The organism is Vibrio marisflavi CECT 7928, assembly GCF_921294215.1.
GTDB classification, from domain to species: domain Bacteria; phylum Pseudomonadota; class Gammaproteobacteria; order Enterobacterales; family Vibrionaceae; genus Vibrio; species Vibrio marisflavi.
In genome coordinates this window covers 2,089,964-2,110,819 of sequence record NZ_CAKLDM010000002.1, presented here as the reverse complement: position 1 = coordinate 2,110,819, position 20,856 = coordinate 2,089,964, and the positions used below count along the sequence as shown (strand labels likewise).

Sequence of the window (20,856 nt, the reverse complement as noted above, 5' to 3'; positions counted from 1 at the left end):
GTATTCATTGAGCCGACAAAATCTTAAATTGAAGAGTTTGATCATGGCTCAGATTGAACGCTGGCGGCAGGCCTAACACATGCAAGTCGAGCGGTAACAGAAAGAAAGCTTGCTTTCTTTGCTGACGAGCGGCGGACGGGTGAGTAATGCCTAGGAAGTTGCCCAGTAGAGGGGGATAACCATTGGAAACGATGGCTAATACCGCATACTCTCTTCGGAGCAAAGCAGGGGACCTTCGGGCCTTGCGCTATTGGATACGCCTAGGTGGGATTAGCTAGTTGGTAAGGTAATGGCTTACCAAGGCGACGATCCCTAGCTGGTCTGAGAGGATGATCAGCCACACTGGAACTGAGACACGGTCCAGACTCCTACGGGAGGCAGCAGTGGGGAATATTGCACAATGGGGGAAACCCTGATGCAGCCATGCCGCGTGTGTGAAGAAGGCCTTCGGGTTGTAAAGCACTTTCAGCAGTGAGGAAGGTAGTGTAGTTAATAACTGCATTGCTTGACGTTAGCTGCAGAAGAAGCACCGGCTAACTCCGTGCCAGCAGCCGCGGTAATACGGAGGGTGCGAGCGTTAATCGGAATTACTGGGCGTAAAGCGCATGCAGGTGGTGGATTAAGTCAGATGTGAAAGCCCGGGGCTCAACCTCGGAAGGTCATTTGAAACTGATTCACTAGAGTACTGTAGAGGGGGGTAGAATTTCAGGTGTAGCGGTGAAATGCGTAGAGATCTGAAGGAATACCAGTGGCGAAGGCGGCCCCCTGGACAGATACTGACACTCAGATGCGAAAGCGTGGGGAGCAAACAGGATTAGATACCCTGGTAGTCCACGCCGTAAACGATGTCTACTTGGAGGTTGCGGCCTTGAGCTGTGGCTTTCGGAGCTAACGCGTTAAGTAGACCGCCTGGGGAGTACGGTCGCAAGATTAAAACTCAAATGAATTGACGGGGGCCCGCACAAGCGGTGGAGCATGTGGTTTAATTCGATGCAACGCGAAGAACCTTACCTACTCTTGACATCCAGAGAACTTAGCAGAGATGCTTTGGTGCCTTCGGGAACTCTGAGACAGGTGCTGCATGGCTGTCGTCAGCTCGTGTTGTGAAATGTTGGGTTAAGTCCCGCAACGAGCGCAACCCTTATCCTTGTTTGCCAGCGAGTAATGTCGGGAACTCCAGGGAGACTGCCGGTGATAAACCGGAGGAAGGTGGGGACGACGTCAAGTCATCATGGCCCTTACGAGTAGGGCTACACACGTGCTACAATGGCGCATACAGAGGGCGGCCAACCAGCGATGGTGAGCGAATCCCAAAAAGTGCGTCGTAGTCCGGATTGGAGTCTGCAACTCGACTCCATGAAGTCGGAATCGCTAGTAATCGTAGATCAGAATGCTACGGTGAATACGTTCCCGGGCCTTGTACACACCGCCCGTCACACCATGGGAGTGGGCTGCAAAAGAAGTGGGTAGTTTAACCTTCGGGAGGACGCTCACCACTTTGTGGTTCATGACTGGGGTGAAGTCGTAACAAGGTAGCCCTAGGGGAACCTGGGGCTGGATCACCTCCTTATACGAAAGATTATTGCGATGAGTGTTCACACAGATTGATACGGTTTGTAAAGTTAAGAGAGTGACTTCTATTTGATGAAAGTAGAAGCTAGCCTAGTGTCCCGTTCGTCTAGAGGCCTAGGACACCGCCCTTTCACGGCGGTAACAGGGGTTCGACTCCCCTACGGGATACCATCTTTAAGTGCTCTTTAAGAGAACATTTAAAAATGGTTTCTTCTTTAAGTAGAAGAAATACATGCTCTTTAACAATTTGGAAAGCTGACGAATAACATGTGATTCATGTTATTCATTAAAAGTTCTCAAATCCTAAATCTGTATTGATTTAGGTACCAACACACATTCAAGTGTTCTTGGGAATAACTTTCGAGTTATTCATATTTGAGTCCGGCAATTATCAGTCTCAATCATGTTTAAATAAATTGAGACACCTTTAGTGTTGACCGTACAAAACTCTTTTGGGTTGTATGGTTAAGTAACTAAGCGTACACGGTGGATGCCTTGGCAGTCAGAGGCGATGAAGGACGTATTAACTTGCGATAAGCGTAGATAAGGCAGTAAAAGCCACTTGAGTCTACGATTTCCGAATGGGGAAACCCACATGCATAAGCATGTATCATTAACTGAATACATAGGTTAATGAGGCGAACCGGGGGAACTGAAACATCTAAGTACCCCGAGGAAAAGAAATCAACCGAGATCCCGAAAGTAGCGGCGAGCGAAATTGGGTTAGCCCTTAAGCTTTTATTGCGTCAGGTGAAGTGTCTGGAAAGGCACGCGATACAGGGTGATAGCCCCGTAACCGACAGCGCAGCATAAGTGAAATCGAGTAAGGCGGGACACGTGATATCCTGTCTGAACATGGGGGGACCATCCTCCAAGGCTAAATACTCCTGACTGACCGATAGTGAACCAGTACCGTGAGGGAAAGGCGAAAAGAACCCCTGTGAGGGGAGTGAAATAGAACCTGAAACCGTGTACGTACAAGCAGTAGGAGCACCTTCGTGGTGTGACTGCGTACCTTTTGTATAATGGGTCAGCGACTTATATTCAGTGGCAAGGTTAACCGTTTAGGGGAGCCGTAGGGAAACCGAGTCTTAACTGGGCGTTCAGTCTCTGGATATAGACCCGAAACCAGGTGATCTAGCCATGGGCAGGTTGAAGGTTGAGTAACATCAACTGGAGGACCGAACCGACTAATGTTGAAAAATTAGCGGATGACTTGTGGCTAGGGGTGAAAGGCCAATCAAACCTGGAGATAGCTGGTTCTCCCCGAAAGCTATTTAGGTAGCGCCTCGGACGAATACTACTGGGGGTAGAGCACTGTTAAGGCTAGGGGGTCATCCCGACTTACCAACCCTTTGCAAACTCCGAATACCAGTAAGTACTATCCGGGAGACACACGGCGGGTGCTAACGTCCGTCGTGGAGAGGGAAACAACCCAGACCGCCAGCTAAGGTCCCAAATTATTACTAAGTGGGAAACGATGTGGGAAGGCTTAGACAGCTAGGATGTTGGCTTAGAAGCAGCCATCATTTAAAGAAAGCGTAATAGCTCACTAGTCGAGTCGGCCTGCGCGGAAGATGTAACGGGGCTAAGTAATAAACCGAAGCTGCGGCAATGCAATTTATTGTATTGGGTAGGGGAGCGTTCTGTAAGCCGTTGAAGGTGGACTGTAAGGTCTGCTGGAGGTATCAGAAGTGCGAATGCTGACATGAGTAACGATAAAGGGGGTGAAAAACCTCCTCGCCGGAAGACCAAGGGTTCCTGTCCAACGTTAATCGGGGCAGGGTAAGTCGACCCCTAAGGCGAGGCCGAAAGGCGTAGTCGATGGGAAACGGGTTAATATTCCCGTACTTCTTACAATTGCGATGGGGGGACGGAGAAGGCTAGGTGGGCCTGGCGACGGTCGTCCAGGTTCAAGTGCGTAGGCTTGAGAGTTAGGTAAATCCGGCTCTCTTTAAGGCTGAGACACGATGTCGAGCTACTACGGTAGTGAAGTCATTGATGCCATGCTTCCAGGAAAAGCCTCTAAGCTTCAGATTGTAAGGAATCGTACCCCAAACCGACACAGGTGGTCGGGTAGAGAATACCAAGGCGCTTGAGAGAACTCGGGTGAAGGAACTAGGCAAAATGGTACCGTAACTTCGGGAGAAGGTACGCTCTCGACGGTGAAGTCCCTTGCGGATGGAGCTATTGGGAGTCGCAGATACCAGGTGGCTGCAACTGTTTATTAAAAACACAGCACTGTGCTAAATCGTAAGATGACGTATACGGTGTGACGCCTGCCCGGTGCCGGAAGGTTAATTGATGGGGTTAGACTTCGGTCGAAGCTCTTGATCGAAGCCCCGGTAAACGGCGGCCGTAACTATAACGGTCCTAAGGTAGCGAAATTCCTTGTCGGGTAAGTTCCGACCTGCACGAATGGCGTAATGATGGCCACGCTGTCTCCACCCGAGACTCAGTGAAATTGAAATCGCTGTGAAGATGCAGTGTACCCGCGGCTAGACGGAAAGACCCCGTGAACCTTTACTACAGCTTGGCACTGAACATTGACCCTACATGTGTAGGATAGGTGGGAGGCTTTGAAACCGCGTCGCTAGATGTGGTGGAGCCGTCCTTGAAATACCACCCTTGTAGTGTTGATGTTCTAACTTGGCCCCATTATCTGGGGTGAGGACAGTGCCTGGTGGGTAGTTTGACTGGGGCGGTCTCCTCCCAAAGAGTAACGGAGGAGCACGAAGGTGGGCTAATCACGGTTGGACATCGTGAGGTTAGTGCAATGGCATAAGCCCGCTTGACTGCGAGAATGACAATTCGAGCAGGTGCGAAAGCAGGTCATAGTGATCCGGTGGTTCTGAATGGAAGGGCCATCGCTCAACGGATAAAAGGTACTCCGGGGATAACAGGCTGATACCGCCCAAGAGTTCATATCGACGGCGGTGTTTGGCACCTCGATGTCGGCTCATCACATCCTGGGGCTGAAGTCGGTCCCAAGGGTATGGCTGTTCGCCATTTAAAGTGGTACGCGAGCTGGGTTTAGAACGTCGTGAGACAGTTCGGTCCCTATCTGCCGTGGGCGTTGGAAGATTGAAGGGGGCTGCTCCTAGTACGAGAGGACCGGAGTGGACGAACCTCTGGTGTTCGGGTTGTCATGCCAATGGCATTGCCCGGTAGCTAAGTTCGGAATCGATAACCGCTGAAAGCATCTAAGCGGGAAGCGAGCCCTGAGATGAGTCTTCCCTGACACTTTATGTGTCCTTAAGGGTTGTTCGAGACTAGAACGTTGATAGGCAGGGTGTGTAAGCGTTGTGAGGCGTTGAGCTAACCTGTACTAATTGCCCGTGAGGCTTAACCATACAACACCAAAAGGGTTTTTGTGGGACTCAAACTAGAACATTGAATGTGTAATAGAACGTAAAACAGCTTTCCGAATTAAATCGTAGAGTCGTATGACTTTATGATAAAGAATTTGCTTGGCGACCATAGCGTTGTGGACCCACCTGATTCCATGCCGAACTCAGAAGTGAAACGCAACTGCGCCGATGGTAGTGTGGGGCTTCCCCATGTGAGAGTAGGTCATCGCCGGGCTTTAATTTTATTTTCACTTTTTCAAAAGTGAAGACAAAAGATGGACACTTGCGAAGGCGAGTGATACCACTGCGGAGTGGTAGTTCAGTTGGTTAGAATACCGGCCTGTCACGCCGGGGGTCGCGGGTTCGAGTCCCGTCCACTCCGCCATTTATTTGATTTCCTCGCTTCTGCGAGGTTTTTTATAAATAGAACAAAGTGTTAGGGGTGTAGCTCCAATTGGCAGAGCAGCGGATTCCAAATCCGCGTGTTGGGAGTTCGAATCTCTCCACCCCTGCCATATTTAAGGCTCTAGTCGAAAGACTGGAGCCTTTTTACTTTTTCATGTTGAAGCATTCAATTGGCACAGCAGCGGATTCCCCGACTTACCAAAACAGCGCGTGTTGGGAGCTGGAGCGCCAGCCCGGCCGAGTCTCTCCACCTCTGCCATATTTAGGCTCTAGTTGAAAGACTGGAGCCTTTTTGCTTTTTCATGTTGAAGCATTCAATTGGCAAAGCAACGGATTCCCCGACTTACCAAAACAGCGCGTGTTGGGAGTTCGAACCTCTCTACCCCTGCCATTATTTAAGGCTCTAACAGAAGCGTTGTAGCTTTCTTGTCTACGCTATATCTTTTGCTCAAATTGGTGGAGCAGCGGATTTACCCGTACTTTCAAACAATGGTTAGTGTTGAGAGCCTGCCGAATATCCCCAGCGCTTCTGCTTGCCTGGATTCCTTCTACCAAGCGTCCAGAACAAGATCCTCGAATTATAAAAATTGCGCTATTGTATTTTTTGGCACGAAACTGTTTCTTGAGTGCAAAACATATTGTCGTTTTTTGCGCGACATTTATTCATTGCTTCAAGCGTTGCTTTAGCATGATTAAATGATTCACCTTGATAGGTTTTTCCAAACACTGAAATAGAACAAATATACGCAGAGCTGTTTGTGTGGTGGCCATTACCTATTTGAGATTCAAGAAAGTCCACTCTGTCGTTCAATTGCTGAACTTCATGGTTTAGGCGGTGAATCTGCTTTTTAAGAGCTGAGATTTGCTGCGATTCGTTGTTCTGTTGAGCAAAGCTAGGCATGCTAAGAAGTGCTGATAAGATGCCAACTGAGCAAGCTAAATATTTAATTATCATATATACCAATATCTCATTGTTAGGGTATCGAGCAAGTTAATTGGGATAATCAACTCTTTCTTAATTATTGGATCCTAACACTCGGCATTAAAATATTTGTAAATATTCAGTTATTAATTATTGGGGAAGTAAACCCTACTCATTTAAATAACACGACGTTTGATATAAATGTTTTTCTAGCAAAAGACTATGCTTATAAATAAGTTAGTGATAAAGGTAGGAAACAAATTAGTGAATTATCTTTTTTGGGTGGCAATAGCGTTACTTACATTGCCAAATACATCTTACTCAACTCCTTGGGAAAAGCTTTCTAAACCATCTGCGCGCTCGACAGAGTCTATAGGAAGTTACTCAAATGGCTGTCTAGCTGGTGGCGTAAGCTTGCCACTTCAAGGTATCGGTTACCAAGTAATTCGTAGTCAAAACTTACGCTATTTTGGCCATAAGAAAACTATTCGCTTCGTGCGTAATTTGGCGCACGCCTCCTATCAAAAAAACAAGACGAACCTACTTGTTGGTGATATCTCGCTACCTCAAGGAGGGCAGTTTTCATCCGGTCATGCTAGCCATCAGACAGGGTTAGACGTCGATATCTGGTTTCGTACAGTAGACAGGCCTTTATCTAAATCTCAATTACGTGCTCCTATAGCGATAAGTGTTGTCGACATAGAAAACTACCAGATCAATTCCAATTGGAGTCACGCACATTTTGAATTACTCAAATTGGCGGCAAGCGACGAAGAGGTCACGAGAATCTTTGTTCACCCTGTTATTAAAAAGCAATTATGCAAAGCCGAGATGAGTACTGACCGGGAGTGGCTTAGAAAGATAAGGCCTTGGTTTGGGCATCACTACCATTTTCACGTTAGATTGAGTTGCTCTGTAAGAGATAAACATTGCTACCCTCAAAAAGCGCCGCCACAAGGTGATGGGTGTGGAGCAGAAATTGCCAGTTGGAAACCTGAGGATATGAAAAAGGAAAGGCATCGAAAAAAGTTTAAAGCGCCAATACGAGCACCAGAAATGTGTTTAGCAATGCTGCGAGACGCAAACTAGGCAATAAAAAAGCTCCCTGAGGAGCTTTTCTTACGCTAGGCCTTGAATAATCACGTACTTTTCTAGCAGTTCTTCTTCTGTTTCGACATTTTTTGGGTCGGTAATAATACAGTTTGTTATAGGGCATACTGATTGACAAGTAGGCTTATCATAGTGACCTTTACACTCTGTACATAAGTCCGGATCGATTTCATAAATGCTATCTCCCATAGAGATAGCATTGTTAGGGCATTCCGGCTCGCACATGTCGCAGTTTGTGCACTTTTTGGTTATCAGAAGTGACATAACTATTTACCCGTTGGGTTACGAGTATCTTGTCCTTGCTGAAGGTTGCGCATCAGTAAGCCATATTCCAAGTCTAGGTCTTGTGGTACTGGAATAAACACAAAGTGGCCATTTCCTTTTGCATCATCAATGACTTCAGATTTACGGTTTTCCATTGCTTCTAGAGTAAAGATGACATTTCCTTTTGGTGTCATCAGCTCAAGGCTATCACCAACAATGAATTTGTTCTTTACTTCTACTTCAGCAAGATCGCCACGACGCTTACCAGTGAATTCACCAACAAACTGCTGCATGTCTGATACTGAGTAACCATAATCATAGTTTTGGTAGCTATCATGTGTATGACGACGTAGGAAGCCTTCAGTGTAGCCACGGTGAGCAAGGCTTTCTAAAGTACCCATCAAGCTTTCATCAAATGGTTTACCTGCAACCGCGTCATCAATGGCTTTGCGATAAACTTGTGCGGTGCGAGCACAGTAGTAAAAAGATTTAGTACGACCTTCAATTTTCAATGAATGCACGCCCATTTTAGTAAGACGCTCAACATGCTGAATTGCACGAAGATCTTTCGAGTTCATGATGTAAGTGCCATGCTCATCTTCGTATGCTGCCATCTTTTCTTCTGGTCGGTGAGCTTCAGATAGAAGCACCACTTCATCAGTAGGCTTACCTAAGCCTAATGTGTTATCAGGGCGTTCTTCTTGAACTTCAACAGCTTGAGCTTCTGCTGGATCAAACTTCTCAACTAGTTGGCCTGCGTCATCTTCTTTAGCTTGCTCAACTTTATATTCCCAACGGCAGGCATTGGTGCACGTACCTTGGTTAGGATCGCGCTTGTTGATGTAACCAGATAGCAGGCAGCGGCCTGAATAAGCCATGCATAGTGCGCCGTGGACGAAAATTTCAATTTCCGTTTCTGGACACTGCTCTCTGATTTCTTCGATTTCTTCTAATGACAACTCACGAGACAAAATAACGCGCTCAACGCCTTGAGTAGACCAGAATTTTACTGTAGCCCAGTTAACCGCATTGGCTTGCACTGACAAGTGAATAGCCATATCTGGAAACGCTTCACGAACCATCATAATCAGGCCTGGATCAGACATAATTAACGCGTCAGGACCCATTTCTACAACAGGCTTAAGGTCGCGAATAAAGGTTTTTAGTTTTGAGTTATGCGGTTGAATGTTACAAACCACGTAAAACTTCTTACCTTGCGCGTGTGCTTCGTCGATACCAACCTTTAGGTTTTCGTGATTGAATTCGTTGTTACGTACGCGAAGGCTATAGCGAGGTTGTCCTGCGTAAACGGCATCTGCTCCGTATGCAAATGCATAGCGCATGTTCTTTAGGCTGCCCGCTGGCGATAGTAATTCTGGTACGAAATTGCTTTGAGTTGTCATTGCTCTAATTCTCTAGTTCTGATTTCAAGTCAGGTCAGCACCACCACATGGCACTGAAGGGCGCAAATTTTACGTCAAAACGTAGATAATGCCTAGAGTTTTTGTGTCTTAGACAAGCAAGCGGTAAGACAGGATGATTAGGAGATACAGATTTGTATCTCCTAGAGTGTGAATCAATTGGCGTGAAGTTATGCTTCGGTGAATCCACCAAGCTCACTGTAAAGATTTGGTAGAAATGAGCTGAACTCGCCGCAAAGTAATGAAAAATCAGCATCAAAACGCGCTGCTGGGTCTTCTCTTGGAATGTCTTCGTTCTGATCTTTCAGATCTTCGGAGTACTTGAGGCGCTTAATCGTTCCGTCTTCTGCAAGAACGAAGTCTATTCGCGATTGCCAATTTAGAGAAAGCTTAGTAACGACTTTATCAGCATTGATGTGGTTGTAGATTTCTTCTGATGAAAGCTCTTGGTTCTTACAGCGAATGATGCCACCATCTTCTTGCACTGATTTTAGCTCTGCTTCATCAAGCATTGTAAATCCAGCAGGAGTATCACCAGATTTTACCCACTCAGTTAGCGTGGTATCGATGGCTTTTTCTGGGATAGCCGGGACAACAGGCAAGCTACCAATTGTTTTTCTTAGCAGTGCAAGAGCATCTTCTGCTTTCTTATGACTGCTTGCGTCGACCAGTATCATTTTTTGTTTCGGCAGAATAAGCAAATAGGTAAAGTTGCTGCGGCTAAATGCTCTTGGCAGTAAGTCGACAATGATATCGTCTTTAATGTTCTCTTTTTCTTTCTTTTTCAACGGGCGGCCTTCTTGCTGCTCCATTGATTCAATTTTGCTGTGCAACGCCTCGTTAATCACAGAAGCAGGTAACATTTTTTCTTCTTTCTTGGCACAGATAAGAATGTTGCCTTCCGAAGCATGGGTCATCATATCGCCATGTTTTCCCATAGCATTTGTCCAGCCAAACTTCTGTTTGTCTTGGCTGCTGCAAGGAGTAAATTTAAATTCCGCAAGCTGATTCTCAAGCTGGTCAGCGTTGAATTCGATATCTCGATTGAAACGATAAACTAGACAGTTTTTAAACCACATATTTTTCTCTTTACCCTGTTTAAGGAGAGCAATCATAAATAACTTTTTTCTGATTGTCTTACTTAGAAATCAAAATATGTCCCCAAAATGAGCTCAAGGTGTGAATTCTGTAGCGTGGTCATATTTGGTTATAACAATGAAACTGAAAAGAAACTTATATTAAAATTTCTTTTCAGTGGTCACAAAAGTGTCATAATTAGTAGTGATAATGCTAAACGTCGAAAAGGCAAACGCCTGAATATAAATTAAATCTTATAAGGTTATTCATTTATGTCTCGAAGGATTCTAGTTGTTGAAGACGAAGCTCCTATTCGTGAAATGCTGTGCTTTGTACTTGAACAGAAAGGTTACCAAGCCGTAGAAGCGGAAGATTATGACACTGCAGTCAATAAGCTTGCTGAACCCTTCCCAGATTTAGTTCTGTTAGATTGGATGTTACCTGGCGGTAGCGGAATTAACTTTATAAAACATATGAAGCGTGAAGAGCTAACTCGCAATATTCCTGTGGTTATGCTTACGGCTCGTGGTGAAGAAGAAGATAAAGTCCGAGGTTTAGAAGTGGGCGCTGATGATTACATCACTAAACCGTTCTCACCGAAAGAATTGGTTGCGCGCCTAAAAGCGGTGATCCGCCGAGTGACACCAACAGCATTGGAAGATGTGATTAATGTTCAAGGTTTGATTCTCGATCCTGTCTCTCACCGAGTGACCGCCAATGATCAGCCTCTCGATATGGGGCCGACAGAATTCAAGATGCTGCACTTTTTCATGACCCACCAAGAGCGCGTTTACAGTCGCGAGCAGCTTTTAAACAACATCTGGGGAACCAATGTTTATGTCGAGGACCGCACCGTTGATGTTCATATTCGTCGACTACGTAAAGCGTTGGAATACGCGGGACATGACAAACTTATTCAAACTGTTCGAGGGGCAGGGTATCGCTTCTCAGTTAAATCTTAAGGGTTACGAATGGTTACTCGGTTAACCTGGAAAAAGCTAGCTTGGGGGCTGGCTTTTTTTTACGCACCTTGGCTAATCATTGGTTGGTTCTTCGGCCATATGGCTTGGCTACTGCTTGCTGCAACCGTATTGCAACTGGTGTGGCATTTGTTTAACCAAATGCGCCTTTCTTCTTGGCTTTGGGATGAAAAGAGACTCGCTCCGCCATCAGGTACTGGAGATTGGGAGTCGATATTCAATGGCATTTATCGACTTCAACAACGGCAGCGAAGAAAAAGAAAAGAGCTCACTAATTTAATTCGTCGCTTTCGAAACGGTGCAGAATCTTTGCCCGATGCGGTTGTGGTTTTTCGCAGTGAAGGCAACATTGTTTGGTGCAATAAACTGGCCCAAGCCATTCTTGGTTTTCGTTGGCCAGAAGATTCAGGCCAGCCCATATCGAATTTGATTCGCACTCCGGATTTCATTAAGTACCTAAACAAGAACGACTTTTCAGAACCATTGGAAATGCGCTCACCACTTAATGTTGAAAGAGTACTTGAGCTACGTATCGTACCTTACACAGAAGGCGAGCATTTGATGGTCGTGCGGGACGTCACTCAACTAAATCAACTGGAGGGTATGCGTCGCAACTTTTTCGCCAATGTATCGCATGAACTGCGCACACCAATGACAGTTTTACGTGGTTATCTAGAGATGACAGAAGATCCTGATATGCTTGTTGGGCCGATGTGGGAAAAAGCGCATGGTGTAATGACAGAGCAACTGAATCGTATGAGTGGTTTAGTTGACCAATTGCTTACGCTTTCCAAGATCGAAGCCTCACCAATGCATGAACTCGAAGATGTGGTCAATGTGCCATCCATGTTAGAGGTACTAGAAAAAGAGGCGGTCAGCTTAAGTGGCGATCAAGGGCACCAAGTCTCTTTCGAAGTTGATCGATCTCTATCTGTTTTAGGCGACCAAGATCAGCTTCGCAGCGCCATTTCAAACTTGGTTTATAATGCGGTGAAGTACACGCCAGCTGGTGCTGAAATCCATGTGAAATGGTGTCGAACACCTCAAGGTGCTTTGCTCGAGGTTGCGGATAGTGGTGATGGTATTGAGCCTCAACACTTACCTCGATTAACAGAGCGCTTTTATAGGGTTGATAAAGCGAGATCTCGCGACACGGGAGGAAGTGGGCTTGGGTTAGCGATTGTTAAGCATGCTCTCAATCACCACGATTCACATCTAGAAGTGCATAGTGAACTTGGCGTGGGAAGTAAATTCTCTTTTGTATTGCCTAACCGTTTAATCGCGAGTCGTTAATGAACCAAAGTCGAAAACTCAAATTCGTTGTTACTATCGTTCTGTTGTTGCTTAGTGTTCGAACTTACGCTGAGCAGCTGCAGAACTACGTAAAACAAGAGGGAGTTTTTGGCAATATATCTTCAGTGGGTTCCGATACTTTATCGGGAATGATGACCCTTTGGGTCGAAGAGTTTAATCAATTGTACCCTGGCGTGACTATTCAAGTGCAAGCGTCTGGCTCAGCAACAGCACCGCCAGCTTTAACAGAGGGTACGGCACAGCTTGGACCAATGAGTCGGCCAATGCGTAGAAGAGAGATTGATGCTTTTGTCGCACATTATGGTTATAAACCGACTCAGCTTCGTGTTGCGATTGATGCCATCGGTATCTATATCAATCATGATAACCCTATTAAAGGGCTCGATATTTCTCAGCTTGATAGTATTTACTCCGCCACTTTACGGTGTGGCGCAACCAAGTCCGTGACTAAATGGTCGCAGCTAGGGCTGAAATATGAGTGGGCCAAAAGAAGTATTCAATTGTTCGGTAGAAACTCTGCTTCAGGCACATATGGGTATTTCAAAGATCATGCGCTTTGTGGTGGTGATTACAAAAGCCGAGTGAATGCTTTACCGGGCTCATCATCTGTTATTCAGTCTGTTGCGTCTGCAATTAATACCATCGGATATTCGGGGGTGGGGTATCGTTCAGCAGGAGTACGTATGTTGCCAATTGCAAGAGAGGGGAGTGACTATGTTTATCCAAGCCGCGAACACATTCTTTCAGGAGAGTACCCTTTATCTCGTTACCTTTATGTGTATGTCAATAAGCCTCCGCAAAAGCCTTTACCTAAAGTTGTCAAAGAGTTCCTCACCTTCATATTTTCTAAGCAAGGGCAGTCTTTAGTTGATAAAGATGGCTATGTTCCTGTTTCTGAAAACATTGCACAAAAGCAGTTACTCAAAGTTGGCATAAACTAGTATAAGTGTCGGCTGCTTTTGTAACACCTTAGTGGTAGGCTGAATTGCTAGTTAAATCAAAACCATAGAATGCTGCCAATTTGTTGGCTTTACCTTTTCGCGTTCCTATATCTTCCATCCTATACTCTAAGCTAAGTCATTCTAACTTCTAATTGAATAGTCTGGATATCCTTGGAGGAAGTACATGGGATTTAGTTTGTTTGGTTTGCTCGGGAATCGTAGCAAAAGTTTGCACAGCGGATCGGCATCATCCAAGTTATCTGAACACAAAATTACCTTCTCTGAGCCACCTCAAGAAGCTGCAGAGAATAAGGCTATTTTAGCTGCTGTCGACAAGGTTCAGGCGACAATAGAATTTAACCTTGATGGGACTATCATCAGTGCCAACAAAAATTTTTGTGATGCAATGGGATATGCTTTAGAGGAAATTAAGGGTAAGCATCACAGCATGTTTACTCAACCAGCTTATGCCAAAAGTACTGAATATCAGAGTTTTTGGCAGAGACTGAGCTCTGGGGAGTCATTTTCAGGTGAGTTTAGGCGAGTGGGTAAAGGTGGTAAAGACGTTTGGATTCATGCTTCCTATAACCCAATTCTTGATGCCAAAGGCATGCCTTATAAGGTGGTGAAATTTGCCACTGACATAACCGAACAGAAATTAAAAAACGCAGACTATCAAGGGCAAATTGAGGCTGTGGGTAAATCTCAAGCAGTGATTGAGTTCAATATGGATGGCACCATCATCACCGCGAATGAAAACTTCTGCAAAGCAATGGGCTACAGCATAGATGAAATTCGAGGTCAGCATCATAGTATGTTCGCAGAACCTAACTTTGCCTCTAGCGCAGAATATCGGGAGTTCTGGCAGAAGCTTAATCAGGGGGAGTTTTTAGCTGGTGAATATAAGCGTGTGGGAAAACATGGTAAAGAGGTATGGATTCAAGCTTCCTATAATCCAATTTTGGATATGGATGGAAAGCCATTTAAAGTTGTGAAGTATGCCGCTGATATTACTCAACAAAAGCTGACCTATGCTGACTATCGCGGACAAATCAAAGCCGTTGGTAAATCTCAAGCAGTAATTGAGTTCAATATGGATGGCACCATCATTTCAGCAAACGAGAATTTCTGCGCTGCCATGGGGTATTCACTGGAAGAAATTCAGGGGCGACATCATGAAATGTTCGCTGAAGCAAGCCTAGCTGGCAGCCTAGAATACAAACAGTTTTGGCAAAAGCTTAATCAAGGCGAGTTTATTTCTGGTGAATTTAAGCGGGTGGGCAAGAATGGTAGGGAAGTTTGGATTCAAGCGACGTACAATCCCATTCTGGATATGAGTGGCAAGCCTTTTAAAGTCGTCAAATACGCTTCAGACATTACCGAGCAAAAGATAAAAAATGCTGATTTCCAAGGGCAAATTGAAGCAGTTGGTAAAGCGCAGGCTGTTATTGAGTTTAATATGGATGGCACCATCATTACTGCAAACGACAATTTTTGCCAAACAATGGGATACATGCTGGATGAGATTCAAGGCCAGCACCACAAAATGTTTGCAGAGCCAAGTCTAGCGAATAGTCCAGAATACAAACAGTTTTGGCAAAAGCTTAATCGTGGCGAATTTGAATCTGGTGAGTTTAAACGTGTAGGGAAAGGCGGCAAAGAAATTTGGATCCAAGCAACTTATAACCCCATTTTTGACTTAAATGGCAAACCGTTCAAAGTGGTTAAGTTTGCGACAGATGTGACGGACCAGAAAATAAAAAATGCAGACTTTCAAGGGCAAATCGAGGCTGTGGGTAAAGCACAAGCTGTGATTGAATTTGAGATGGATGGCACCATCATTACCGCCAACGAGAATTTCTGCCAAACAATGGGTTACAAGTTAGAGGAGATTCTGGGCAAGCACCACAGTATGTTTGCAGAAAAAAGCCTCGCCAATAGCCAAGAATACAAACAGTTTTGGCAGAAACTGAACCGTGGTGAGTTTGAGGCTGGTGAGTTCAAACGTGTCGGAAAAGGTGGCAAAGAAATATGGATTCAAGCAACTTATAACCCGATTCTCGATTTAAACGGCAAGCCATTTAAAGTTGTAAAATTCGCCACTGAAATTACCGGTCGAGTTCAAGCTGTAGAAGAGGTGAAGACTTCACTACTTAAGTTAGAGAAAGGAAACTTAAGCTCAGATATTAGTGCTGAATTCTCCGAAGAATTCATGGCTCTTAAAGATGCCATTAACAATATGGTTGGAGAGCTTCGCAATGTTGTGAGTTCAGTCAGCTTGGCCTCTAGTGAGGTAAAAATCGCGTCAGACGAGATTGTTCGCGGCAACAATGATTTAAGTGAAAGAACTGAAACTCAAGCATCGGCATTAGAAGAGACGGCCGCGAGCATGGAAGAGATGACGGCTTCGGTCAGGCAAAATGCTGACAGTGCCAAAGAAGCGAATGTGATGGCAAACGAGGCTCAATCTAAGGCTGTCATTGGTGGCGAAGTCGTAGAGCAAGCGATTAAAAGTATGCAGCAAATCAACGACTCGAGTAAGAAAATTAATGACATCATTGGGGTAATTGATGAAATTGCTTTTCAAACGAACCTACTTGCGTTGAATGCCGCTGTAGAAGCAGCCAGAGCCGGTGAGCAGGGACGTGGTTTTTCAGTCGTTGCGGGAGAAGTACGTAACCTAGCTCAGCGATCTGCCACCGCGGCAAAAGAGATTAAAGCGCTGATTAAAGATAGCGTTGAAAAAATAGAAAATGGTAGCAAGTTAGTCAATCAGTCAGGGGAAACCCTTGGGGAAATCGTTGACTCAGTGCGTAAGGTTCGTGAAATGATGGGAGAAATTACCGAGTCTTCTTCTCAACAAAGTTTGGGGATTGAGCAGGTGACCCAAGCCATTACGCAAATGGATGAGATGACCCAGCAAAATGCTTTACTCGTCGAAAAAGTATCAAGTATGAGCAAACAAATGGCGCAGCAAGCTCAAGGGATGAATGATACGTTACAGTTCTTCTCAATGGATCAAGATTGAAATTAGCTCCAAGCCAGCCGCTTAGTGACTTTTAGCTAGGAACTGTCTTGATTACTTTACAGGGATTGCCAGCTGCGACAACATTGGCTGGTACGTCCCGAGTGACAACACTGCCTGCGCCGATCACGCTGTTATCTCCGATAGTGACTCCTGGGCAAACAATGACTCCACCTCCAAGCCAAACATTGTCACCAATATTAATTGGAACACCAAATTCAACGTTTTCTATAACTCTGCTAGTTACATCTAAAGGATGAGTAGCACTATAAATTTGCACATTAGGCGCAAACATAACATTGCTCCCAATGTTAACTTCAGCCACGTCAAGAATGACGCAGTTAAAGTTGGCGTAAAAGTTTCGTCCTAGTGTGATATTGGAGCCATAGTCACACCTAAATGGAGGCTCAAGGAAAGCGCCTGCAGAGTTTGGTATTAAAGTGTCGATGGCTTCACGCCATTCTGGTGTGTCAGGAATACTACTGTTGAGTGCTTGCAATAGCTTACGGCACTCTATTCGTTCGCGATGTAGTTCTTGATCACAAGCATTATATGGCTCGCCAGCCAGCATCTTCTGTTTTTCACTTTTCAAAATAAGTTGCCTTTAACCAATCTACATCGTAAATCTACTTTGTACTGGTTTGGTAATAAAAGCAGTAAGATAGCTTAATTGGTGTCAAAGGATGTTGAACCGCTTCACTGAAGTGATAAAGCGAAGCGGCTTATGTGTTACCAAATGTCAGGGGGCGAAGTTTGGAGTTTATCGAGTATCTTTAAAAGTTAAGTGTCCAACCAGCTGAGTACCAATACTCTTTCTCACTGGTAAGATCGGCTAGTAGTAGTTTGTGTTCTTCTTGCCAGTTTGGGCTAGGAGAGCTGAGAGTCCAACTTCCCTCTTCGCATGATAAATTAAACTCAATTAGATCTTCGTCATGTCTCTGTCCGTTGACCAATATTGCAAGACGAAGCACTTGGATTAACCCTATTACGTGCTTTTGCTTGAATAGACTAAATTGTTCCATTTCATTGAGTTTAAGAGCTTTTCTTTGGAAGCGGGCTAGTGTTGCGAGTACTCTTTGTTGCTCTTGGTTAAATCCGGGCATATTGGTATGTTTCAGGATATAGGCAGAATGCTTGTGAAAACCTTGCAAGCTGATACTCAAACCGACCTCATGCAATAGCGCACTCCACTCTAATAAATCGAATAACTCGCTACCTTCTTTTAGTTCAAGTTGTTGCTGTACTTGTTTGAGGAACAGCACCGCTTGCTGTTTTACCTTATTCGCATGCTCTAAGTCGACAAAATGCTTCACAGCTAAATTTTCTGTCGTGCGCATTCTGATATCGGAGCGTTGTAATCGCTCTTCCATCTCGTAGAGTAAACCCTCTCTCAATGCACCTTCTGAGAAGTAGAGTTTTGAGATGTTTAAGTCTTTTAGAATTGCGCACAGAATAGCAACACCAGCGGCGAAAACTGGTTTTCTCTCATTCGTTAAGCCATCCAATTTTATATCGTCGATATTGTCCCATTCACAGAGTCTTTCAATCAGTTTTTCAACGCGCTTGAGAGTGACAACCCCATCGTCATAGCCAATTGAAAACAGGACTTCTCGAACCGCTTTGATGGTACCAGACGAGCCAAATGCCATATCCCAGCCTTTTTTCTTGAACTTAGAGACGATGGACTCAAGTTTTTGTTCGGCAGCCAGTATGGCTTTAGCGAAGTTCTTTTTCGACAATTTGCCATTTTTAAAATAATGCTCAGTATAGCTGACGCAACCCATACGCTTGCTGCTTAGTAAGGTCGGTTCAAAACCACTACCTACAATAAGCTCGGTGCTGCCACCACCGATATCAATGACAAGTTTGGAGCCTGATTCGACTTGGGTGTGGGCTACGCCTTGGTAAATAAGCCTCGCTTCTTCTTCTCCGGGAATGATCTCGATAGGAAAAGGGATCACTTCACGAGCACGTTGCAAAAATAGATGGGCATTATTGGCTTGGCGAAGTGTGTGAGTGCCGGCAATACGTACGTTATGTTCCTCGAAACCTTTAAGCCTTTCGGCAAACATTTCCAAACACGCTAGCCCTCTCACCATTGAGGCGTGATCAAGGTTGTAAAGACCATCTAGCCCAGAAGCTAAGCGAACTCTTTGCTTGTGTCGGCTGACTAGCTGCAAATCTTGATCGGCGACTTTGGCTACTACCATGTGGAAGCTATTGGAGCCAAGGTCTATGGCAGCTATATCACGAATATCAGTTCGTTGGTTCATTTTCTTGCTTTATCTGTATGTTTTTTTCTGGTTTGTTTTTCTATACGTTTAAGATAGTCGTAAATGGCAATTTGTGAGCGCACTTTCTTTTTATTTCCGCGAGGTACGTACGAGTTGCTCATCGACTTATCTATCCAACGCGCTTTTACCGTATCAGTAAAATGAATGTTCAGAATATCAATAATGCGCTGCTTAAGGCGAGGGTCTCGTACTGGTGTCGCGACTTCGATGCGATGGTCAATATTTCGAGTCATCCAGTCTGCTGAGGAGATATAAACGAGTGGATCACCATCATTATGCGTAACAATAACGCGTGGGTGTTCTAAGAAACGGTCGATAATGCTGATGATCTGAATGTTTTCACTTATCCCTTCTAAGCCAGGCACTAAAGCACACATGCCACGAATGATCATTTTGACTTGTACGCCTGCAGTGCTCGCTTTGTAGAGTCGGTTGATTAAGCCTTTGTCTACGAGATTGTTCACTTTCAAAGTGATTTCAGCATATTTGCCTACTTTAGCGTTTTCGATCTCACTATCGATCAACTGATAGAGCCGTTTTCTAGAGTTTCGCGGTGATACGATCAGATGATGGAACTTGACCGGAAGGTATGGGTTTTCGATGTAGACAAATACATTACGTACTTCGTTAGTGATTTCCGGATCGGCAGTAAGTAGAGAAAAATCAGTATAAATGCGAGCTGTCTTTTCATGGAAATTACCAGTGCCGATGTGCGCGTATCTCACTATTTCACCTTCTTCTCTACGAGCGATGAGAAGAAGTTTCGAGTGAATTTTTAAACTAGGCACACCAAAAATAACTTGTACGCCAGCGTCGGTCAGTACCTTCGACCACTCAATATTCGCCTCTTCGTCAAACCTAGCTTGGAGTTCGACAACCACCGTCACACCTTTGCCATTGTGTACTGCGTCTATTAAAGAGCGCATTAGTCGCGAGTTTTTGGCAACCCGGTAGATATTGATTTTGATACTCAACACTTTGGGATCGAAAGAGGCTTGGCGGACCAATTCATTGATATGATCAAAGGTGTGATAGGGATAGTAAAGCAATATGTCTTGTTCGCGAATAGCATCAAATTTGTTGCTATAACCTTCGAAATCAGCGCAGTGAATCGGTGTTAATGAAGGGTTTTCTAGGTATTTTCGCCCAACATTCGGAAAACCAATAAAGTTTCGATAGTTATGATATCGGCCGCCGGGGATGAGGCTGTCATAGTGAGATATATCGAGCTTTTCACATAAAAAGCTCAGCATTTCCTCTGGCATATTGCGTTCATAAACGAACCTTACTGGCATTGCGGTCAATCTTTGGTTTAGGCCTTCTGACATCTGCTCTAACAAGCTGTGCTCAACCTCGTAGCCTAGATCGTATTCGGCGTCGCGAGTCAGTTTTATGGCGTAGCCATTAAGTTCATCGTAGTCAAAAAATCCACTAAAAATGTCGTCGAGGCAAGCACGAATAATATTGTCGAGTAGAATGATGGTTTTCTTACGATCACCTTTGGACTCTGGGACAATAACAAACCGCTGCATATCGTCCGTTGGGATTTCTAGCAGCGCGTATTGAGATTGTTGGTCTTTTTTAAGCTCGACAGCAATGTAAGCGTGCTCGTCTTTGAGAGAGTAAAGCATGTCAAACTTTTCGGTAACGAGTAACGGAGTTACATTTGGTAACACTTTCTGCTTGAAGTAGCTTTTCACCCAATCGAGTTGCGTCTCTGACAACTGATTTTCATTGACGAGAAAAATCCTTCTCCTTGCCATTTCAATCAATAACTCGTTGTAGACTTCATCGAAATACTGGTTGAGTTTGGTGGCGCGATTTTGCATTTTGGTTAGTAAGTGCTTCGCATTGTCGCTGCCGCCAGTTTCTCTATTGATTAGGATTCTACGTTTTACATCAGAGAACCTGACTTTATAAAACTCATCTAAATTGTTGGAAAATATCCCTAAAAACCTGATTCTTTCGATAAGAGGCACACTGGTGTCAGCGGCTTCTTGGAGGACTCTTTCATTGAACGAAAGCCAGCTCAACTCTTTTTCAACGTATAATTTATCGGTGCTCATTGTTCGATACCAACTCAAAATCCGGGATTATATAAACAGAATATTATGTTTTAATGTACAAAAGGCCATTTGAAATAATACCTACATTAAGCTCTGTTATAGCAGCGTTATACTT

At 44.7% G+C, this 20,856-nt stretch carries 12 protein-coding genes, 3 tRNA genes and 3 rRNA genes; 11 read left to right on the top strand and 7 right to left on the bottom strand.

Annotated elements, in window-relative coordinates; genetic code table 11:
* Window positions 1–25 precede the first annotated feature (25 nt).
* The 6 genes from L7A31_RS16470 to L7A31_RS16445 all read left to right on the top strand — a co-directional run bounded on the left by L7A31_RS16470 (window position 26) and on the right by L7A31_RS16445 (window position 5,437).
* A 16S ribosomal RNA gene (locus L7A31_RS16470) occupies window positions 26–1,570 on the top strand.
* A 97-nt stretch (window positions 1,571–1,667) separates the two neighbouring features.
* A tRNA-Glu gene (locus L7A31_RS16465) sits at window positions 1,668–1,743 on the top strand.
* A gap of 292 nt (window positions 1,744–2,035) precedes the next feature.
* Window positions 2,036–4,925, top strand: a 23S ribosomal RNA gene (locus L7A31_RS16460).
* A gap of 116 nt (window positions 4,926–5,041) precedes the next feature.
* Window positions 5,042–5,157, top strand: a 5S ribosomal RNA gene (gene rrf / locus L7A31_RS16455).
* Together the 16S, 23S and 5S rRNA genes with 3 tRNA genes alongside form the textbook arrangement of a ribosomal RNA operon.
* A gap of 73 nt (window positions 5,158–5,230) precedes the next feature.
* Window positions 5,231–5,307: transfer RNA gene (locus tag L7A31_RS16450), tRNA-Asp, on the top strand.
* 53 nt (window positions 5,308–5,360) lie between these two features.
* Window positions 5,361–5,437 (top strand) — tRNA-Trp (locus L7A31_RS16445).
* Window positions 5,438–5,919: 482 nt separating this feature from the next.
* On the opposite strand, the gene L7A31_RS16440 is transcribed toward L7A31_RS16445, so the two are convergent.
* Window positions 5,920–6,282, bottom strand: a complete 363-nt coding sequence (locus L7A31_RS16440) for a SadB/YajI family lipoprotein (RefSeq protein ID WP_237362838.1) — start codon at window positions 6,280–6,282, stop codon at window positions 5,920–5,922.
* Window positions 6,283–6,513: 231 nt separating this feature from the next.
* On the opposite strand from L7A31_RS16440, the gene mepA reads away from it, so the two are divergent.
* Window positions 6,514–7,338, top strand: coding sequence for a penicillin-insensitive murein endopeptidase (mepA, locus tag L7A31_RS16435; RefSeq protein ID WP_237362837.1), 825 nt, complete (start codon window positions 6,514–6,516; stop codon window positions 7,336–7,338).
* Window positions 7,339–7,368: 30 nt separating this feature from the next.
* On the opposite strand, the gene L7A31_RS16430 is transcribed toward mepA, so the two are convergent.
* The 3 genes from L7A31_RS16430 to rdgC form a co-directional block, all read right to left on the bottom strand.
* Window positions 7,369–7,623, bottom strand: coding sequence for a YfhL family 4Fe-4S dicluster ferredoxin (locus tag L7A31_RS16430; RefSeq protein ID WP_237362836.1), 255 nt, complete (start codon window positions 7,621–7,623; stop codon window positions 7,369–7,371).
* Window positions 7,624–7,625: 2 nt separating this feature from the next.
* A complete protein-coding gene (trhP, locus tag L7A31_RS16425; RefSeq protein WP_237362835.1) occupies window positions 7,626–9,026 on the bottom strand; it encodes a prephenate-dependent tRNA uridine(34) hydroxylase TrhP in 1,401 nt (466 codons plus the stop codon).
* A 188-nt stretch (window positions 9,027–9,214) separates the two neighbouring features.
* Entirely contained in the window at window positions 9,215–10,123 is a 909-nt protein-coding gene (rdgC, locus tag L7A31_RS16420; RefSeq protein ID WP_237362834.1) for a recombination-associated protein RdgC, read from the bottom strand.
* Window positions 10,124–10,393: 270 nt separating this feature from the next.
* On the opposite strand from rdgC, the gene phoB reads away from it, so the two are divergent.
* From phoB to L7A31_RS16400, 4 genes are all read left to right on the top strand, one after another.
* Window positions 10,394–11,083, top strand: a complete 690-nt coding sequence (phoB, locus tag L7A31_RS16415) for a phosphate regulon transcriptional regulator PhoB (RefSeq protein ID WP_237362833.1) — start codon at window positions 10,394–10,396, stop codon at window positions 11,081–11,083.
* Window positions 11,084–11,092: 9 nt separating this feature from the next.
* Entirely contained in the window at window positions 11,093–12,394 is a 1,302-nt protein-coding gene (gene phoR / locus L7A31_RS16410) for a phosphate regulon sensor histidine kinase PhoR (RefSeq protein ID WP_237362832.1), read from the top strand.
* The gene (locus tag L7A31_RS16405) at window positions 12,394–13,356 is read left to right on the top strand and encodes a PstS family phosphate ABC transporter substrate-binding protein (protein WP_237362831.1); all 963 of its coding nucleotides are present in this window, start codon (window positions 12,394–12,396) and stop codon (window positions 13,354–13,356) included. Before phoR ends, L7A31_RS16405 begins: the two co-directional genes overlap by 1 nt.
* Before the next feature lie 184 nt (window positions 13,357–13,540).
* Window positions 13,541–16,384 (top strand): methyl-accepting chemotaxis protein, encoded by a 2,844-nt coding sequence (locus tag L7A31_RS16400; RefSeq protein WP_290368759.1) that lies wholly within the window; start codon window positions 13,541–13,543, stop codon window positions 16,382–16,384.
* Between the two features lie 31 nt (window positions 16,385–16,415).
* Here the strand turns inward: L7A31_RS16400 and L7A31_RS16390 are convergent, their stop codons facing one another.
* From L7A31_RS16390 to ppk1, 3 genes are all read right to left on the bottom strand, one after another.
* Window positions 16,416–16,973 (bottom strand): sugar O-acetyltransferase, encoded by a 558-nt coding sequence (locus L7A31_RS16390; protein WP_237362830.1) that lies wholly within the window; start codon window positions 16,971–16,973, stop codon window positions 16,416–16,418.
* A gap of 181 nt (window positions 16,974–17,154) precedes the next feature.
* Window positions 17,155–18,654, bottom strand: coding sequence for an exopolyphosphatase (gene ppx, locus L7A31_RS16385; RefSeq protein WP_237362829.1), 1,500 nt, complete (start codon window positions 18,652–18,654; stop codon window positions 17,155–17,157).
* Complete coding sequence (ppk1, locus tag L7A31_RS16380) at window positions 18,651–20,741, bottom strand: polyphosphate kinase 1 (protein ID WP_237362828.1); 2,091 nt, start codon at window positions 20,739–20,741, stop codon at window positions 18,651–18,653. The genes ppx and ppk1 overlap by 4 nt, the downstream gene beginning before the upstream one ends.
* Window positions 20,742–20,856 lie beyond the last annotated feature (115 nt).